The 16,627-nt window shown below is 74.2% G+C and carries 10 protein-coding genes and 1 pseudogene; 6 read left to right on the forward strand and 5 right to left on the reverse strand.

Annotated features, from left to right (window positions below; all coding sequences use genetic code 11):
- Positions 1-103: 103 nt before the first annotated feature.
- A pseudogene (locus IEZ24_RS22595) lies at positions 104-3,109 on the forward strand (alpha-(1->3)-arabinofuranosyltransferase domain-containing protein); the annotation flags it as partial.
- A gap of 506 nt (positions 3,110-3,615) precedes the next feature.
- Here the strand turns inward: IEZ24_RS22595 and IEZ24_RS21605 are convergent.
- Positions 3,616-4,902, reverse strand: coding sequence for an acyltransferase family protein (locus IEZ24_RS21605; RefSeq protein WP_129453831.1), 1,287 nt, complete (start codon positions 4,900-4,902; stop codon positions 3,616-3,618).
- An 84-nt stretch (positions 4,903-4,986) separates the two neighbouring features.
- On the opposite strand from IEZ24_RS21605, the gene IEZ24_RS06780 reads away from it, so the two are divergent.
- Complete coding sequence (locus tag IEZ24_RS06780; RefSeq protein WP_129453832.1) at positions 4,987-5,739, forward strand: class I SAM-dependent methyltransferase; 753 nt, start codon at positions 4,987-4,989, stop codon at positions 5,737-5,739.
- Complete coding sequence (locus IEZ24_RS06785) at positions 5,736-9,893, forward strand: alpha-(1->3)-arabinofuranosyltransferase domain-containing protein (protein ID WP_129453833.1); 4,158 nt, start codon at positions 5,736-5,738, stop codon at positions 9,891-9,893. The genes IEZ24_RS06780 and IEZ24_RS06785 overlap by 4 nt, the downstream gene beginning before the upstream one ends.
- On the opposite strand, the gene IEZ24_RS06790 is transcribed toward IEZ24_RS06785, so the two are convergent.
- Positions 9,782-11,008 (reverse strand): acyltransferase family protein, encoded by a 1,227-nt coding sequence (locus tag IEZ24_RS06790; RefSeq protein WP_129453834.1) that lies wholly within the window; start codon positions 11,006-11,008, stop codon positions 9,782-9,784. The two genes, IEZ24_RS06785 and IEZ24_RS06790, sit on opposite strands and share 112 nt — an antisense overlap.
- Positions 11,009-11,043: 35 nt before the next feature.
- Between IEZ24_RS06790 and IEZ24_RS06795 the strand changes: the two genes are divergently transcribed.
- Together IEZ24_RS06795 and IEZ24_RS06800 are read left to right on the forward strand one after the other, a co-directional pair.
- Positions 11,044-11,787, forward strand: coding sequence for a methyltransferase domain-containing protein (locus tag IEZ24_RS06795; RefSeq protein ID WP_129453835.1), 744 nt, complete (start codon positions 11,044-11,046; stop codon positions 11,785-11,787).
- An 86-nt stretch (positions 11,788-11,873) separates the two neighbouring features.
- Positions 11,874-12,863, forward strand: a complete 990-nt coding sequence (locus IEZ24_RS06800) for a DUF3068 domain-containing protein (protein WP_165355988.1) — start codon at positions 11,874-11,876, stop codon at positions 12,861-12,863.
- A gap of 30 nt (positions 12,864-12,893) precedes the next feature.
- Here the strand turns inward: IEZ24_RS06800 and IEZ24_RS06805 are convergent, their stop codons facing one another.
- The 3 genes from IEZ24_RS06805 to IEZ24_RS21610 form a co-directional block, all read right to left on the reverse strand.
- Entirely contained in the window at positions 12,894-14,165 is a 1,272-nt protein-coding gene (locus IEZ24_RS06805; RefSeq protein ID WP_129453837.1) for an SGNH/GDSL hydrolase family protein, read from the reverse strand.
- Between the two features lie 27 nt (positions 14,166-14,192).
- Positions 14,193-15,011: a class I SAM-dependent methyltransferase gene (locus tag IEZ24_RS06810; RefSeq protein WP_129453838.1), complete on the reverse strand. Its 819-nt coding sequence runs from the start codon at positions 15,009-15,011 to the stop codon at positions 14,193-14,195.
- 369 nt (positions 15,012-15,380) lie between these two features.
- Positions 15,381-15,524 (reverse strand): hypothetical protein, encoded by a 144-nt coding sequence (locus IEZ24_RS21610; RefSeq protein ID WP_165355989.1) that lies wholly within the window; start codon positions 15,522-15,524, stop codon positions 15,381-15,383.
- 9 nt (positions 15,525-15,533) lie between these two features.
- Between IEZ24_RS21610 and IEZ24_RS06815 the strand changes: the two genes are divergently transcribed.
- Positions 15,534-16,436, forward strand: coding sequence for a phosphotransferase family protein (locus IEZ24_RS06815; protein WP_224744931.1), 903 nt, complete (start codon positions 15,534-15,536; stop codon positions 16,434-16,436).
- The last annotated feature ends 191 nt before the right edge of the window (positions 16,437-16,627 follow it).

Here is a 16,627-nt window from a genome sequence, read left to right on the forward strand (position 1 = left end):
GGATCCGGGACAGCCGAGCAGAAGAGGGGAAGGACCAGCGTTGACCGTCGCCGGTGTGCGGACCCTGGTGGTGTCAGCGCTCGCTGCAGCCGTCGCGGTCCGGGTGACTGCGACGCAGCCCCTGGCCGGCGCGTACGCCCGGATCGCAGCCGATCCGACAGGCGCGCTCCGCGGCGCTGCGGATGGCTGGACCGTGTCGGGCACGCTGGGCGACGCCACCGCGCAGGGGCTGCGCGAGGTTCCCGTCGCGGCCTTCTTCTGGCTGGCCGACGTCCTGGGGCTGCCCCCGGTGGGTGGCCGAGCTGCGTGGAGCGTCCTCGTCCTCGTCCTGGCGGTCGTGGGCGCGGTCCGGCTGGCGCGGGCACAGGCCCCGGGCTCGGCGGTCCGCGACGACCACGACCACGGCGCCGACGAGCCGTGGACGCCTTGGTTCGGCGCCGCGCTGTTCGCCTGCGCCCCCGTGCTCGTGACGACGGTGCAGCACTCGCCGGGCGACGCCCTCGTCGTGGCCGTGCTGCCCTGGGTGCTGGTGCCCCTCGTCCGCCGGGAGGACGGCTGGCGCGCTGCTGCGCGCTCGTCGGTCTGGCTCGGCCTGGCCGGCGCCGGCACGCCGCCGTGGGCCCTGGCGGCACTTGCCGCAGGCGCTGTCGCAGCAGTCGCCACCTCCCGGCGACCGCGCGGGACCCGACAGCTCGTCAGGTGGTCGGTGCTGGCCGTCGTCTCCTCGTCGTGGTGGATCGTGGCCTACGTCTGGGAGGCCGCGTACGCCACCGACCTCTCGGGCCTCGCCCGCACGGGGCTGTCGACCTCGGCCCTGGCCGACTCCCTCGGCCTGCCCGGACGCGGATGGTGGGCGGTGCTGGTCCTCCTCGCGCCCGTGGCAGTGGCCGGGTGCGCCATCGCCTTCCGCGTCGCCGGCGACCTCGCAGTGGCGGGGGCGCTGCTCGCACTGGCAGGCGCAGCGGTCGTCCTCGGCGCCGCGTCCGGAGAGTGGCCCGCATGGTTGCCGCTGCCCGCATCGGCCGCGACGGTGACCGACGCCCTCGCCACGCCGTGGGTCGTCCTGGCCGGCTGGGTGGGTCTGGCGGCCCTGCTGGCCTGGACCCCGCTCGTCGACCACCTCCTCGCGCGGGTGCCCCGTGCCGGGGCGTCGCAGCCCGCACGGGAGACCGGCGTGGTCGTGGCATCGGTGGCGGTGCTCGCAGTCGGAGTGGTAGGACCCGTGCTCGTCGCGCAGGAGGACGCCGCCGAGCCTGTCGCCACGGACCCCTCGGTCTGGGCGCAGGTGGCGGAGTGGTCGGCCACCGCGCCCCCCGGTCGCGTCCTCGTGCTGCCAGCGGCGGCGGACGGCAGGGTGGAGCCAGCCGTGACGGACGCGCTGCGCGACCGTCCCTGGATCTCGCGCGACACCCTTCCGCTGTCCGGACCCGGCGCGACCGCGGCCCTCGACAGCGCGATCGGGCGACTCAGCCGCGGGCACGACGGCGCCGGGACCGCAGCAGCCCTCCGTCACCTGGGCGTGTCCTACGTCCTCCTGCGCAACGACGTGGCACCGGCGGCCGACCGTGATCGTCCGCTCGCGCTCGTACGACACGCGCTGGTGCGGGAGGGTGCCTCGCGGGTGGCCGTGGTGCTGCCCGGAGGTGCGGAGCAGGGCGTGCCCGGCATCGTGGACCTCGGCGTCCGGGACCCGTCCGGATCCCTGGAGATCTGGGCCGTCGACCAGGCCTCGGACGGCACCGTCCTCGACGACGGCCTGCTGGCGGTGTCGGGAGACCCCGCCGTGGTCGGCGACCTGGCCGACGCCGGACTCGCCCCCGGCGCCGCGCTGGCGCTCGGCCCGGCTCCCGAAGGAGCGGCCGGCATCGTGTCCGACAGCGCCCGCAGGCAGGACGTCGACCAGCTCGTGCCGTCCGACCCCTACGGCCCCGTGCTGGCGGAGGGCGAGCCGAGGACCGTGCGTCCGGCCGGTGCTGCCGCGGAGCCGACGGCGTCCAGCGTCCTCAGCGGAGCGCAGGAGGTGCGGGCCTCGTCCTCCGCGGCCGACCTCGACGGATCCCGACGACGCACCGGCGCGGTCCCGTCCGCTGCCGTGGACGGCAACGCGTTCACCGCCTGGCAGTCGCGTCGGGGCGCAGTCGTGAGTGAGTGGTGGGAGATCGCCTTCGACGGAGCGACCGACCTGACCGGCGGCACGCTCCAGGTCGTGCAGAACGCCTTCTCCACCTCCCTCGTCACCCGTGTCCGGCTGGAGTCCGACGCGGGCACGACGGAGGTCGACGTCCCGGTCGACGGGCTCGTCGGCATCGGCGCGGCGGGCCGTACGGAGCGACTGCGGGTCGTCGCCACGGCTGTCAGTGGCACGACGGACGCCACACGCAGCTTCGCGATCTCCGAGCTCACGCTGCCCGGTCTCGCGGTTCGGGAGGAACTGGTGGTCGACGGGCCGGACGCGGACACCTGGGTCCTGGCTGCCCGCCCGCCGAGCTTCGCGACCTGCGTGCCGTCCTATCCCATCGGTGGCTCCGGCGACCCCGCAGCGAGCGAGACCGTGTGCAACAGGAGCGTGGCGGTCGACGGCCCGGACGCCGGACCGCTCCTGCGGGTCCTGCGCACCGAGCAGGGCGGCGAGGTCGCCGGACGGGTCTGGATGCGCGCCGCAGACAGCAGCCAGTCCAGCGACCTGGCCGCGCAGCTGGCGCGACCGACCATCGTGGCGACCGGCTCGAGCACCGCCTCGCCAGACCTGGTGTCCGGGCCGCAGGCGGCCGTGGACGCCGACCCCGCGACCGCCTGGCGTCCGGCCGCGGACGACGAGGCGCCCACCCTGGAGCTGAGCTGGGATCGCGCCACGCGGGTCAGCGGCCTGCGGGTGACGACGGCCGAGCGCCAGCTGTCGACCCGGCCGACCCACGTCGTCGTCTCCTACGGGGACGGCACGGAGTCCGCGACCGGCGAGATCGGCGACGACGGGGTCGTCGAGCTGCCGCCCGTACGGACCCGGTCGCTGTCGGTGAGGTTCGAGGCGGAGACGCAGCAGACCTCGGTCGACTCGCTCACCGCCGGGGCCCGCCCGGTGCCGATGACGGTGTCGGAGGTGGAGGTGCTCGGGGGCCCCGACGTCGCCTACGAGGCGGACGAGGTCGACGAGCTGCCGTGCGGGTCGGGACCTGACGTCTCCGTCGGTGGCGAGTCCTACCAGACCGCCGTGAGCGCCTCCGCGCGCCAGGTCGTCGAGGCTGCCGTCGTGACGGCCACGCTGTGCGAGCGACCCGTGCTCCGCGCGGGTGAGGTCGCCGTTCGCATCGACGCGACCTTCTCGTGGATCCCCCTGGGGGTGGTGCTGTCGCCCCCCGGCGGCCCCCTCGGGACCGTGGACGACCTCTCGGCTGAGAGCTTCGGCCCGGCCGGCGTGCCTGTGGGCACCATCGGCGCGACAGGCGGCGCCGGCGGCGCGGAGATCGACGTCGACGGTCCCGCCACCGTCGTGCTCGCCGTCCCCGCCGGGAAGGGGTGGACCGCCGTCGCCGACGGGCGCGAGCTGCCCTCCCTGACGGTCGACGGATGGGCCCAGGCCTGGCAGGCGCCCGACGGGTCGAGCCGGGTGAGGCTGCGCTACTCCTCGGTCGAGGAGCTGCGGGTGGCTGCCGGCGTGGCAGCCCTCGGCTGGGTCGCGGTGCTGCTGCTGGCGGTGTCGTCCCGCTCGAGGACGCGTCGCCCCGGCATGCCGCGACGGTAGGGCCGCCGCGCCCACGCCATGGTGGGTCGCTCCACCCACGCGTAGGTCGCGGCGCCGAGCGGGATCGAGATCCCCAGCACCCACACGAGGCGCCACAGCAGGCCGATGGTCCCGTCGGGGAACGTGATGTCGCGCTCGAGCACGACGATCACCGGCACGTGCCACAGGTAGATCCCGTACGACCAGCGTCCGACTGCCACGAACCAGGAGGTGCTCAGGAGGCGGTTGGTCGGAGCCGGGCTGGGACCGAGGACGACGACGCACAACAGCACCAGGGCGATGAGGGCTGCCGACCAGGTGCGGACCTGCTCCTCGGAGAACGACACGGGGACGAACCCGGTCGGTCCACCGAGCGACGAGGTCGCCAGGACGACCAGGCCCAGGGCGACCACCAGGGGTGCCCAGCGGTCGGAGCAGAACGACCGGATCCCGGAGATGGAGACGATCGAGGCGCGGTGGGCCTCCACGAGGACGGCGACCAGCGCGCCACCGGCGAAGCAGAAGAGGAACGACGGCAGCCAGTACGGGTAGGTGAGCTGCCCCGCCAGGTCGGCCTCTGTCGTCCACCGCCGCCACCCGAGCGACACCGGCACGGACAGACCCAGCAACGACACCAGGATCCAGAACGACGTGATGCCCGACCAGCGCCGCGCGAGGCGCCCCCCGAGCCAGCCCATGATCGGGAGGGCGACGTACCAGGAGACCTCGGTGGCGAGGCTCCAGGTGTGGAGCATGGCCTCGCGCATCGGCTCTGCGCGGTAGATCCAGGTCAGCGAGAGGGCGCGCCACCATCCGGTCGCGTCCGGGGGACGGGACACGGGGATGACGACCGCCACGACCACCAGCACGACCCAGTAGGCCGGGAAGATCCGCGTCACCCGCCGCACCACGAACGTCCCCAGTGCGGGCCGCCCTGCCAGGCCGAGGCTCCAGCGTGCCCACGGTCGGTACAGGAGGAAGCCGGAGATCACGAAGAGGCTCACGGGTCCGTACGTCGGGAGACCGAGCCAGTCGAACTCCGTGCGTCCCGAGGTGTGGATCAGGACGACCATCAGGGCTGCGAAGCCACGCAGCCCCGTGAGGCTGGCGATCTCGGCCGCCCGCCGGGCTCGCGCCTCGTCGGCGGGTGTGTCCTCCCACTCCACCGCGGTGCTCGCTGCCACGCGGGCGATTAGATCACGCGGGCGCGGCCGCGCGTCAGCATCCGTTCGCTCTCACGACCAGCACCCATCGACTACAGTCGCCGCGTGCCGCAGCCGTCCGCCCCACAGCCCTCGGCCTGGGCACCCACGCTGCGCCGCTCGGTCCGGCTCTTCCGCGCGTTCCGGGTGGAGCAGACGCAGCCCGACGTCTTCTACGGCGAGCTCGCGGATGACGCGGTCGGCCACGTGTCGCAGTACGCCGACCTCGCCGGTGCGCGCATGCTCGACGTCGGCGGGGGACCGGGCTACTTCCGCACCGCCTTCGAGGGCGCCGGAGCGACGTACTTCGCGCTCGACGCCGACGTCGGCGAGCTGTCCGGACTCGGCGGCATCGCGCCCCGCACCGTCCTGGGGAGCGGCATGGAGCTGCCGTTCGCCGACGGCACCTTCGACATCTGCTACTCCTCCAACGTGCTCGAGCACGTCAGCGACCCGTGGCGGATGGCGGACGAGATGGTGCGCGTGACGCGGCCCGGAGGACTCACCTTCATCTCCTACACGGTCTGGTTCGGTCCGTGGGGAGGGCACGAGACGTCGCCGTGGCACTACCTCGGAGGGCGGCGCGCCCGGCGGCGCTACCGCCGCCGGCACGGCCACGAGCCGAAGAACAAGTTCGGCGAGTCCCTCTACGCGGTGACCGTGCGGGCGGGCCGGGAGTGGGCCCGCGCCCAGACTGCTGCGGAGGTGCTGGACGTCATCCCGCGCTACAACCCCGCCGCGACGCGCTGGCTCTCCTCGGTGCCGGTGCTGCGCGAGATCGTGACCTGGAACCTGGTCATCGTCCTGCGCAGGCGATGACGGCCACCCCGACGCAGCAGCAGCCCTCGCCGGTCACCTGGCGCTTCCGGCTGTCCGTGTGCTGCCTGGCCCTCGTGGCGCTGGCGTTCGCCCAGCGCCCGGGGCAGATCGTCAGCGACACCAAGTTCGACCTCGTCGCGGACCCCGCCGCGATGCTCGCCCGCGCGCTGCACATGTGGGACCCGACCGGCGGGTTCGGGCAGGTGCAGAACCAGGCGTACGGCTACCTCTTCCCGATGGGCCCCTTCTTCTGGCTGGGCGACCTCGCCTCGGTCCCGGCCTGGGCCGTGCAGAGGGCGTGGTGGTCACTGCTGCTGGTGGCCGCCTTCCTGGGCGTGGTCAAGCTGTGCGCGGTCCTCGGTCTCGGCACCCCGACCACACGGCTGGTGGCGGGCTTCGCCTACGCGCTGTCGCCGCGCATCCTCACCACCCTCGGCCCGATCTCCATCGAGGCCTGGCCGATGGCCCTGGCGCCGTGGGTGCTCGTCCCGCTCGTGGTGGGCTGCACGAAGGGGTCTCCGCGACGGGCCGCAGCGCTGTCGGCGCTCGGCGTCGCGGCCGTGGGCGGGGTGAACGCCGCCGCCACCGCCGCCGTCCTCCCGCTCGGGGTCGTCTGGTTGCTCACCCGGGCACCCGGAGCGCGCAGGCGGACCCTGCTCCTGTGGTGGCCGGCCCTCGTGGTGATCGGGACCCTGTGGTGGCTGGTCCCGCTCCTGCTGCTGGGGAGCTACAGCCCGCCGTTCCTCGACTTCATCGAGACGGTCGCGGTCACGACGTTCCCGACCACGCCGTTCGACGTGCTGCGCGGCACGTCCCACTGGGTGCCGTACGTCGACGCGACGTGGCAGGCCGGCAACGACCTCATCACGACCGGCTACGTCGCGGTCAACGGCGCGGTGCTCCTCGTCCTCGGTTTCGTCGGCCTCTCGCTGCGCAGCAACCCGCACCGCCGATTCCTCGTCCTCGGCCTGCTGGGCGGGCTCGTCCTCGTGTCGCTCGGCCACTCCGGGTCCGTGCACGGCTGGCTGGCGGCCACCGAGCGCTCCCTGCTCGACGGCGCGCTCGCACCGCTGCGCAACGTGCACAAGTTCGAGCCCGTCGTGCGGCTGCCGCTGGTCCTCGGCCTCGCGCACGTCCTCGGAGCGGCCGCCGCCGGGCTCGCCGGGTCCGCGCCCGGCAGGCCGTGGCGCGAGCGTCTCCAGGACGGCCAGCGGGTGGCGTACGTCGGCCTGCTCGTGCTGGCGACGGTCGCCGTGGCGGGCGTGGCGAGCCCCGCCCTCGCGGGGCGGCTCGCGCCGTCTCAGGACTTCGGGTCCGTCCCCGGCTACTGGGAGCGCGCGGTGTCGTGGCTCGAGCGCGAGGGCGCGCAGGACCCGGACCGCGGGACCGCGCTGCTGGTGCCGGGCTCCAGCTTCGCCACCTACCTGTGGGGAACCCCTGAGGACGAGCCCGTCCAGGCGTACGGCGTGTCGGGCTGGGCGGTGCGCAACGCCGTGCCGCTCGCCCCGCCCGGCAACATCAGGATGCTCGACGCCGTGGAGGAGCGGCTCGCCACCGGCCGGCCGTCGCCCGGGCTGGCGCCCTTCCTGGCCCGTGCGGGGGTCGGCCTGCTGGTCGTGCGCAACGACCTGCGTCCCAGCGACGACGTGCCCGTCCCGGTCCTCGTCCACCAGGCGCTGGAGGGGTCGCCCGGCATCGACAAGGTCGCCGACTTCGGCCCTGAGCTCGGTGGCCGGGTCCGCCTGGAGACGGACGACGAGTCCCCGGTCATCCTCGAGGACGGCTGGCGCACCGCCTACCCGGCCGTCGAGGTCTACGAGGTGTCCGGCGCCCGGAGCGCCGTGAGCGGTGCGGACCCGCCCGTGGTGGTCGGTGGACCGGAGAGCCTGCTGGACCTCCTCGACGCCGACCTCCTCGGGGACGAGCCGGCCCTGCTGGCCGCCGACGCGCCGGAGGACCCCCAGGGTCGGCTGCTGCTCACCGACGGCCTGCGCCGGCGCGAGGCGACGTTCGCCCGGGTGCACGACGGACGGTCCGCGACCCTGGAGCCCTCCGACGACGGTCGGCGAGGGGCACCGGCCCGCGACTACGTCCGGGAGGACGAGGCCCGGTGGGAGACCGCGGCCCGCATCCTCGGGGCCCGGTCCGTCGACGCGTCCGGCTCCCGCGCCTTCGCCGACACCACCGGGCCGGTGCTCCCCGAGACCCTGCCGTACGCCGCCTTCGACGGCCGGCCGGAGACCCAGTGGGAGTCCGGACGGCCCCGCACCGGCGACGACCCGTGGGTGGAGGTCGTGCTCGAGGAGCCGCTGGACCTCGTTGCGCTCACCGTCGTCGCGGGCGACACCGGGGCGACCCGCGCGCCCTCGGTCGTCGTGGAGACCGACGCCGGCAGCTCGGCTGCGGTACGCGCGCCGGCCGGCGAGGCCGTGGTCGTGCCGCTGCCCGACGGTGAGACGACGCGGCTGCGGATCCGGAGCGCCGACGCGTCCGGCCCGCCCGACGAGCTCGCGATCGCCGAGGTGCGCGCGGAAGGGCTCGACGTCGACCGGACGCTGGTGCTCCCCGAGGTCCCCGCGGAGTGGGGGGCACCCGACCACGTGCTCCTCACCTCGGGTACGACGCGCGACGGCTGCGTGCGGGTGGACGACGACGTGCGCTGCGCCGCCGGACGGGCGCGCGGTGACGAGGGCGGCGGCGTCATCGACCGGACGGTGCGGCTGGGGAGCGGCGCCGACTACGGCGTGGCGCTCGACGTACGGCCCGTCGCGGGCGACGCGCTGACCGGGCTGCTCCTGAGGGACCAGCTGGTCAACGTACGCGCCTCCTCGACGGCGGTGGACGACGCCCGTGCCTCCGCGGTGGCCGCGATCGACGGTTCGACCGGCACCACCTGGGTCGCCGAGCCGGACGACCCCGATCCCACGCTGAGCGTCAACTGGATCGGCGAGCGGCCGGTGCGCGGCATCCGGCTCGCGCTGGACGGACAGGCGCCGGCAGCGCGGGCCACGAGGGTCGAGCTGGTCCACCCCGGCGGCCGTCAGGTCGTGCGGCTCGACCGGTCCGGGTACGCACGGGTGACGCCGTTCCGCACCAGCCGCCTCGACGTCCGGGTGCTCGCGTCCGTCGAGACCGACAGCCGGTCGGCAGGGGGCGCGGTGACGCCGCTGGGGGTGGGGGTGAGCGAGCTGCGCCTGCCGGGAGTCGGACTGCTCCCGCTCGAGCTCTCGGACGTGCCGGTCGACATCGGCTGCGGCTTCGGCCCCACCCTGCGGGTCGGCGACGACCTCCTCGCGAGCAGCGTGACGGCGTCTCCCCGCCAGCTCTTCGACGGTCAGCAGGTACCGGCACGCGCGTGTGGCCCGGCGACGGTGGCGCTGACCGGGGACGAGACCCGTGTGGTGGCCACACCCGCTCCCGCCTTCCGACCCGCGACGGTGACGCTGTCCCTGCCGGGTGCGGGCGAGGTCGGCAGTGCCTCGGCGGCGACGCTCCGCTCGGAGACCCCGGTCTCCGCGACCGTCGACCTCGACCCGGTCGGCGGCGTCGTCGCGCTGCGGCAGAACGTCAACCCCGGGTGGGAGGCGGAGCTGCCCGACGGCTCGACCGCCGTGCCGCTCGTGGTGGACGGGTGGCAGCAGGCGTGGCAGGTGCCGGAGGGGGTGGAGTCCCTCGACCTGCGCTACGCGCCCGACCTGACCTACCGCCTGGCGCTGGGGGCGGGCGCCGTGCTGCTGGTCCTGCTCGCGCTCGGCACGCTCCTCGTACGCCGGCGCGGGCCGCACCCGGCGCCACCCGCGGGCACCCGGGTGGCGGTGTGGGTGGTGCCCGTTGCGGGCCTCCTCGCCCTCGGGCTCGTCGGCGGCTGGTGGGGCGTCGCCTGCGGGCTCGTCGGTGCAGCCGCGGTGCTGGCTGCCCGCACCCGGGTGTCCGCACCCGTTGTCGCCTGGGCCGCGACGACGCCGCTGGTCGCCGCCGGGGTCGTCTACTGGTGGCGACCGCTCGGCTCGGCGGAGGGCTGGGCCGGAGCGCTGACAGCTCCTCAGCTCCTGGTGGCGCTGGCTCTCGGCGCGCTGGTGGTCGCGGACGTGGACGTGGACCCCTTCGTCCAGACGTTGCGCAGCCGGAGGGCCGGTCGCTCCACCAGGCGGTGAAGCACCTCCGACACCACCAGGGACGCGGCCAGGGTCAGCACGAAGAGCTCGAGCCCGCGGCCCTCGAAGAGCGGCATGTCGCGCCAGTCCGCGATGAGCTCCAGCAGGATGAGGTGCACGCAGAAGATGCCGTACGACAGGTGGCCGACGTGGCGGAACGCCGGCAGTGACAGCACGCGCACGAATCGTCCCTCGGGCGGTGCGAAGACGCCCGGCAGGATCACGAGGCCGGCGATGGCGGCGTAGAGCAGGTTCTTCGTGAGAGCCGCGCCCAGGGTGGTCGGGGTGAGGTCCGCCGGCCCGGCGAGCGGGGTGGAGGCGATGACGAGCAGGGCGCCGGCGGCGAGCCAGCACAGGCCGGGCGAGCGACCCATCTCGCGCAGCACCGCGGTGACCCGGTCCGTGAGGCGGTCCGTGCTGCCGTCGTCGGCGCGGGAGCGTACGTCGCACGACGCCAGGACGATGCCCACCGCGAACCAGACGAGGTAGGACGGCAGCCAGAGCCGGATCATCGTCCCGCCGCCGTCCCACCGCACGGAGAGGTCCATGAGCCAGACCACGCTCACCAGCGCCATGCCGGCGGTCACGGCCCAGAGGCGGTCACGCCCGCGGTGCCGTACGCGGGCGAGCGCCAGCCACATCAGGCCGGGCAGCACCACGTAGAACGCGACCTCGGTGGACAGGCTCCACATCTGGGTCAACCCGTCCGGCAGCTGGTCGTCGACGTAGATGTCGGCGAGCAGCAGCGTGGTCAGCCACTGGCCGGCGCCGGCGCCGCGGTTGTCCGGCAGGAGCGTCAGGGCGGCGACGACCGTCACGACATAGACGGGCGCCAGCCGCAGCGCCCGCTTCCAGACGTAGTGCAGCGTCGACGGTGGCGGTAGCCCGGCGCGGTGGCGCGCGATCCAGGGGCGTGAGAGCAGGAATCCGGACAGCACGAAGAACACCGCCACGCCGACGTCGAGGCGTGAGAGGGGGGTGCCCCACACCGGACGTGCGTAGGCGCCGGCCCAGAAGGCCGCGTGCGTGGCGAGGACGGCGATCGCCGCCACCGCTCGCAGGGAGTCGAGTGCGGGGAAGGCGACCGCGGCTGTCGTCCGGTCCGGGCCCACCATGGGGGGAGTGTCGCACGCGCCACTACTGTTCGCGCATGTTGCTGCTGAGACGAGCCGGCTCCGTGGTGTCGAGGGTGGTGTCCAGGGTGGCGTCCTTCTCCCGTGAGCGTGGGTTCACCGCGGTGGTGCGCTCGTGTGCGCGGTGGGGCCTGGACTGGTGGCGCGGGCGCCCGAGCCGGGGACGCGACCACGGCTCCTTCGAGTGGGAGGGGCGGCGGATCCCCTACTTCGTCCACGACTACCACTACACGTGGCTCAACGAGCGCGCGGTCGAGGTCGCCCTGGCCCTCGAGGTGCTCGAGCGCCACCGGGGCGCGTCGGTGCTCGAGATCGGCAACGTGCTCGGCCACTACGCCCCCGTGGACCACACGGTGGTCGACAAGTACGAGGCCGCGCCGGGCGTGCTCAACCGGGATGTCGCCGACCTCGACCTCGGGCGGCACTTCGACCTGGTGCTGGCGATCTCGACGCTGGAGCACGTCGGCCTCGACGAGGACGTGCTCGACGAGGACAAGCCGGTGCGCGCCGTGGAGCGCCTGCGTGCGCACGTGGCCCCGGGCGGCCTGCTCTGGGTGACCCATCCTGTCGGCTACAACCCGGCGCTCGACGCGCGGTTCCGCGACGGCACGCTCGGGGCCACGCGCATGCGGGCGCTGCGGCGGGAGCCGTCTCGCAACGTGTGGCGCGAGGTGCCGCTGGACGAGGTCTGGGGAACGCCCTACGACCGCCTCCTCTACACCGCGCACGCGGTCGTCGTGGCCGAGTTCGACGCGCCGTGAGCGAGTCCTCGCAAGACTGGTGCCGACGAGGTGACTGACTGGTAACGTTCGCGCGTCGCGTGACCACCAACACAGAGGAGCGCAGGGTGGGAAAGAAGCTGGGCGTCATTTTGACGGGGCTGGGAGTGTTCGTCCTCGGGGTCGCACTCCTGGCCCGGTTCTACGCCTACGACCGGTTGGCCGTCGTGCCGCTCGACCAGGACACTGTCTCGGTCTCCGAGGGGCCCGATGCGACCATCTTCGACATCGCCACCCAGCAGGAGATCACCGTCGACCTCGTCTCCACGCGCAACGTGGTGGGCGACGTCGAGGCCTCCGAGGAGGCCAGCGACGAGCTCGGCCGTGACATCGCCGTGTGGGAGACCCTGGTCTACACCGACGAGCCCGGTGCCGAGATCGACGCCGACAACCCGCCGCGGTCCGGCACGCACGACCGCGTCGCGTTCGACCGGCACACCGGTGAGACCGTCGTGTGCTGCGAGACGTTCACCAGCACGACGGCCGACGACCGCGGCGTCGAGCAGCCCGAGGCGACCGCCTTCGAGGGCCTCTACTTCAAGTTCCCGTTCCAGACCGAGAAGAAGACCTACCAGTTCTGGGACGGCTCGCTCGGGGAGGCGCCGGACATCGAGTTCCAGGAGGTCGAGACGATCGAGGGCCTCGAGGTCTACCGCTTCGAGCAGGTGATCCCCGCGACGACGGTCGCCACGATCAACGCGCCCGCGTCGATCTTCGGCATCGACGAGGAGGGTGACGTCAGCCTCGACCGCGTCTACTCCAACACCCGGACCCTGTGGATCGAGCCCGAGACCGGCGTGATCATCCGTGGCCAGGAGGACCAGCTGACCGTCGCCGAGTACGAGGGCGAGCAGGTGGCCACCCTCACGGACGTGGTCATCGGCTACAACCCCGAGACGATCTCCGACAACGTCGACACCTACTCGTCCCTGTCGTCCCAGCTCAAGGCGATCCGCATCTGGGTGCCGATCGTCGGCGGCGTGCTCGGCCTCCTGCTGCTCGTCGCGGGGCTCCTGCTCATGCGCCGCCGGCGCGAGGGGTCCGCGCACGCGGGCTGACACCTGGCAACGCGCACGACGGCCGGCGGGTCATCCCGCCGGCCGTCTGCACGTCGTGGGGTCGCCACCGGGCGTCCCGGCCTCCCGACCGTCCGTACGGCCGTCGCCGTCGGTGTCGGGCTCGCCGGGGTCCGAGCGCACCGACCTGCCGTCGCGGAGTCGGTAGCCCGACGCCTCGCGCTGGTCGCCGATGCCGTCACCGTCGGTGTCCCGGACGTAGGGCAGGCTCCGCGAGCGGAGCCGCGCCACGACCCGGCCGCCGCAGCGCACGACCCGCTGGCGGATGACGTGGCCGCGGACCTCGCGCCCGTCGGTCAGGCCGTCGCCGTCGGTGTCGGCGTCGCGCGGGTCCGTGCCCGTTCCGAGGCCGTCGCGGGTGGGCGGCAGCGCGCCCAGCACCGTGGCGGCCAGCAGCGTGTGCCCGGCGTCGGTGAGGTGCACCGCGTCGGTGCCGATGAGGTCGGAGGGATCGGCGCCGAGGGCGTCGCGCTCCTCGAACGCGGCGCCCGCGTCGACGTACGCCACCCGGCGGTGGGCCAGCGCTGTCTGTCGCAGTGCCTCGCCGTAGGCGGCCCACGCGTCCACCGCGACCTGGTAGCGGCGTACGGGCTGGACCAGCAGGTGGCACGGCCGCCGGACGCTCAGGGCGTCGATGCGCCGGACCACGGCCTCCACCCGTTCACGGAAGCTGGCGACGGGGACGTCCTCGACCGTGTCGTTGGAGCCGATGAGGTGCACGACGCACGTCGGTTGCAGGAGGCGTACGGCATAGGCGTGGGCGTCGGTGAAGTAGGTCTCGGCGGTCGCCCCGCCCATGCCGCCGTTGATGCCCTGCACGCCCGGTGATCGGTCGGGACGGAGCGTGCTGCGCCGGAGGTCGCGCACCGGCGCGACGGCACCGGTCCCGGAGGGGAAGGTCGCCTGCAGGCCGGCGACGACCTGGTCGGCGTACCGCGTCGCCCTGCTGCTGGCGCCGACGCCGTAGGTGGTCGACGACCCCAGGAACAGCAGCCGTACGCTCCTGACGCGCCGCTGGGCCAGGGCGGTCGTGAGGGGGACGAGGTCCGGCTGCTGGAGGGCGCTGGCGCCGAGCTCGCGACGGTCGGACAACCCGTCGCCGTCACCATCGAGGCGCGGTGCGACGCGGCCGGCGCCCGCTGGTGTGGCAGGCGAGGTCGACGCGACGGCCGTCACCTGTGCCGCGGTCAGCTGTGCCCCTGCACACGTGACGACGACGAGCACGCTCGCGGGCGCGACGCGCCACCACCTGGTGGCGCGGGTCGACGGTCGTGTCGCGGGCACCCGCGCAACGTACCCCGACTGCTCCGATCAGCGGGCGAGCTCGGAGACGAAGATCGCGGTCCCGGGGGTCAGCCGCCCGCGGACGCGTGACCACCCGCCCCAGACACGGTCGTGGTGCTCGGGCCACTCGGGCTCGAGGAGGTCCGTCAGCCGGAAGTCGTGGCCGGCGAGGAGGCGCACCCAGTCCCCGAGCGTGCGGTGGTGCTCGACGTAGGAGACCACTCCGGTGGAATCGTCGATCTCGACGTACGGCGTGCGGTCCCAGTAGGACTGTGTCGCGGTGAGCCCGGGCTCGCCGGGGTCGTCGGGGAACATCCACCGGGTCGGGTGGGTGACGGAGAAGGCGAACCGGCCGCCCGGGCGCAGCACCCGCGCCACCTCGGCGACCGCGATGTCGATGTCGCTGATGAACTGCAGTGCGCCGAACGAGCAGAAGACGATGTCGAAGCTGGCCGCGGCGAAGGGGAGCGCGGTGGCGGTGCCGCGCACCGAGGGCACTGCGACCCCGGTCTCCGCGTCGAGCCGAAGCGAGTGCTGGAGCTGGCGGTGCGAGAGGTCGAGCCCGACGCCGCGGCCGCCGTGGGTGCGTACCCAGCGTGAGCACTGGCCGGCCCCGCTGCCCACCTCGAGCACGTCGAGCCCGGTGACGTCCCCGAGGACCTGGAGCTCGTCCTCGGTGTGGCCCTCCGGTCCCCAGACGAAACCGGCGTCACCGAGGAACGCCCCGTGGGTGGCCTGGTACTCGTCCGCGTAGCGGTCCCAGTCGGGGCCGTTGGCCCGTCGCGACTCCTGCTCGGAGACCGCCCTGCGCTCGACGCGGACCGACTGCGGTTGGTGATCCTGCACGTGTGGAGCGTAGTGCGCACCCACAGTCAGACCGGGTCCCCGGGCAGGTGGCTGCCCGAGGACCCGGTCGCCGAGAGGGCGGTCGGCCGGGTGGCTCAGCCGATCCCGGAGGAGTCGGCGCGGCCCGGGACCCGGCCGCTGCGGACCCGCGGATCACGCGGTCCCGAGCGCCAGTCGGCGGGGTTGGACCTCTGCCGGACCTCCGCCTCGTCGCCGACGCCACCCCGGTCGGTGTCGCACTTGCTCGGGTCGGACGAGGATGGCCGTGCGGACCTTCTGGCCCCGCCGGTCCCCGAGACCTCAGGGGTGGCGTCGGCGGTGGTGGAGCCGTCGGCGTCAGGACGGCCACCGTGGTCGTCGTGTCGACGGTCAAGGTGGCAGTGTCCTCCGGCGAGTGTTGCCGGCCTCGTCGGTCGCGGCGGCGGTGAACGGGATGCTGCCGTCGGAGTCACGGACCACGACGATGAGGGGCTGGGCCCGCCCCTGCGGCGTGGCCCCGTCGCTGCGTGCCACGATGAGGAGATGAGCGAGTCCGCGCCGTCGATGACGCCACTGGCGGGAGGCCACTCCGGCCGGACCTTCCTCGGCGAGGCCGGCGGCGAGCGCGTCGTCGTCCGGCTCTACGCGCCCGACGACGCGCGCGGGGAGCACGCGCCCGAGGTCGACCGGTCCGTCCTGCACCTGGTGAGCGGGCTGCTGCCGGTGCCGGAGGTGCTCGAGGTGCGCCGACCCCTGGCGGCAGAAGGGACCCCGGGCCTCCTGGTGACGTCCTTCCTCCCCGGTGAGCGCGGGGACGTCGTCGTCGAGCGCCTTGCCCTCGACGACGACGTCGACGGGCTGCAGCGTCTCGGGCGGGCGCTCGGTGCGGTCGCAGCCGGCCTCGCCGGCATGCCGATGCTGCGTCCGGGGCCGTTCGTCGACGCCGACCTGGGCCTGGGCCGGTTCCCCGACGACGACCTGGTCGCGTGGGCCGCGACCCGCCTGCCCGGCTGGCCGGAGCCGCGACGGCGCGCCTTGTCCCGGGTCTGCCGCGAGGCGCAGGACCTGCTGGACGGCGTGGGACGCGCCTGCCTCGTCCACGGCGACCTCAACCCCAAGAACGTCCTGGTCGACCCCGCCTCCCTCGAGGTCACAGCGGTCCTCGACTGGGAGTACGCCCACGCGGGGCACCCCTGGACCGACCTGGGCAACCTGCTGCGGTTCGAGCGCCACCCGGCGTACGTCTCCGCGGTCCTCGACGCGTGGGTGTCGCTGCGCGGGGGCGAGGTCGCAACGGTGCTCGACGGCGCCCGGGCGGCCGACCTGTGGGCGCTGGTGGACCTGGCCGCGAAGGCGGGGGAGAACCCCGTCGCGGACCGGGCCGACGAGCTGCTCCGTGCCATCGTCGACGCCGGGGACGTGCACGCGTGGCCCTTCGGCCGCTGAGCGTGGCCTGAGCGTGGGCACGAGCGTGGGCTTCGCGCGCTCGGCCGGTTGGACGTACGCCCGCGCGGGCGCGTAGTCTTGGGAGTTGCGCCAGTCGTCTGCCCGGCTTCCATACCGAGCGAACCCGTGCTCGCCGAGCCCGCGTCAGTGACCCGTCACCGACGAGGGCCAGTGAAACAGACGATCGTGCG

It is taken from the genome of Nocardioides ganghwensis, from assembly GCF_014779655.1.
GTDB lineage: Bacteria > Actinomycetota > Actinomycetes > Propionibacteriales > Nocardioidaceae > Nocardioides > Nocardioides ganghwensis.

Coding starts and splice junctions, on each gene's coding strand:
- IEZ24_RS06785 (WP_129453833.1), top strand. CDS start 5,736: ATGACGGCCACCCCGACGCAGCAGCAGCCCTCGCCGGTCACCTGGCGC.
- IEZ24_RS06790 (WP_129453834.1), bottom strand. CDS start 11,008: ATGGTGGGCCCGGACCGGACGACAGCCGCGGTCGCCTTCCCCGCACTC.
- IEZ24_RS06795 (WP_129453835.1), top strand. CDS start 11,044: ATGTTGCTGCTGAGACGAGCCGGCTCCGTGGTGTCGAGGGTGGTGTCC.
- IEZ24_RS06815 (WP_224744931.1), top strand. CDS start 15,534: ATGAGCGAGTCCGCGCCGTCGATGACGCCACTGGCGGGAGGCCACTCC.